General features: G+C 50.9%; 1 protein-coding gene. It reads right to left on the bottom strand.

From position 1 onward, the window contains the following. On the bottom strand, positions 1–773 hold a 773-nt coding region (locus tag BN3772_RS30390; RefSeq protein WP_209443727.1), incomplete at its 3' end, for a phosphopantetheine-binding protein. Between the last annotated feature and the right edge of the window lie 21 nt (positions 774–794).

Here is a 794-nt window from a genome sequence, read left to right as displayed (position 1 = left end):
GCAAACGCCTCTAGGATCGGTGTCGGAATCACGGGACCTGTCACTTCATTTTGCTCATAGCGGTTTTCGCTGACTGCCTCAACCGCGTGAGCGATCGCTTCCACCGTATATTTGCCCATGATCTCCTTAATGGAGACGCTGTACCCTGCGCTTCTCATCTTCGATACGATGCGGATCGCTTTGATGGAGTCTCCGCCAAGTTCAAAGAAGCTATCCTCCGCCCCAACCCGTTCCACACCCAGCACCTGACTAAAGACCTGACACAGTGTTTCTTCGATTTCGGTTCTCGGCGCAACATATTCCCGTGTACTCGTTACTTCGATTCGCGGAAGTGCCCGCTTATCGACCTTTCCACTTCTTGTGACCGGAATGCTGTCCATCCGCATGAAGTATGCAGGAATCATATATTCCGGCAACGACGCTCCCAGGTTCTTCTTAAGTAGGGACTCGCTCATTTCTGTGTCGGATACCAGATAAGTGCAGAGTACCGAATCTCCCGATTGGTCTTTGGCAGCGATGACAGCTACGTCCACAATTCCTTCTATATGTCGCATGGCACTTTCAATTTCACCCAGTTCAATCCGGAAGCCTCTGATCTTAACCTGCTCGTCGATCCGGCCCTGGTATTCGATGTTGCCGTCAGGCAGCCATCTAGCCAAATCTCCCGAACGATACAGCTTACCTTCTCCAAACGGATTATCAATAAATTTCTCCGCTGTCAGCTCCGGTCTGTTCAGATAACCTCTTGCTAAGCCCGCACCGGCTATACACAATTCTCCCGGAATTCCTATTCC

The sequence above is a fragment of the Paenibacillus camerounensis genome (assembly GCF_000723885.1).
In the GTDB taxonomy this organism is placed as follows: Bacteria; Bacillota; Bacilli; order Paenibacillales; family Paenibacillaceae; genus Paenibacillus_AQ; species Paenibacillus_AQ camerounensis.
Note: the sequence above shows the minus strand (reverse complement) of the source record. Positions and strands in the feature narration are given on the sequence as shown.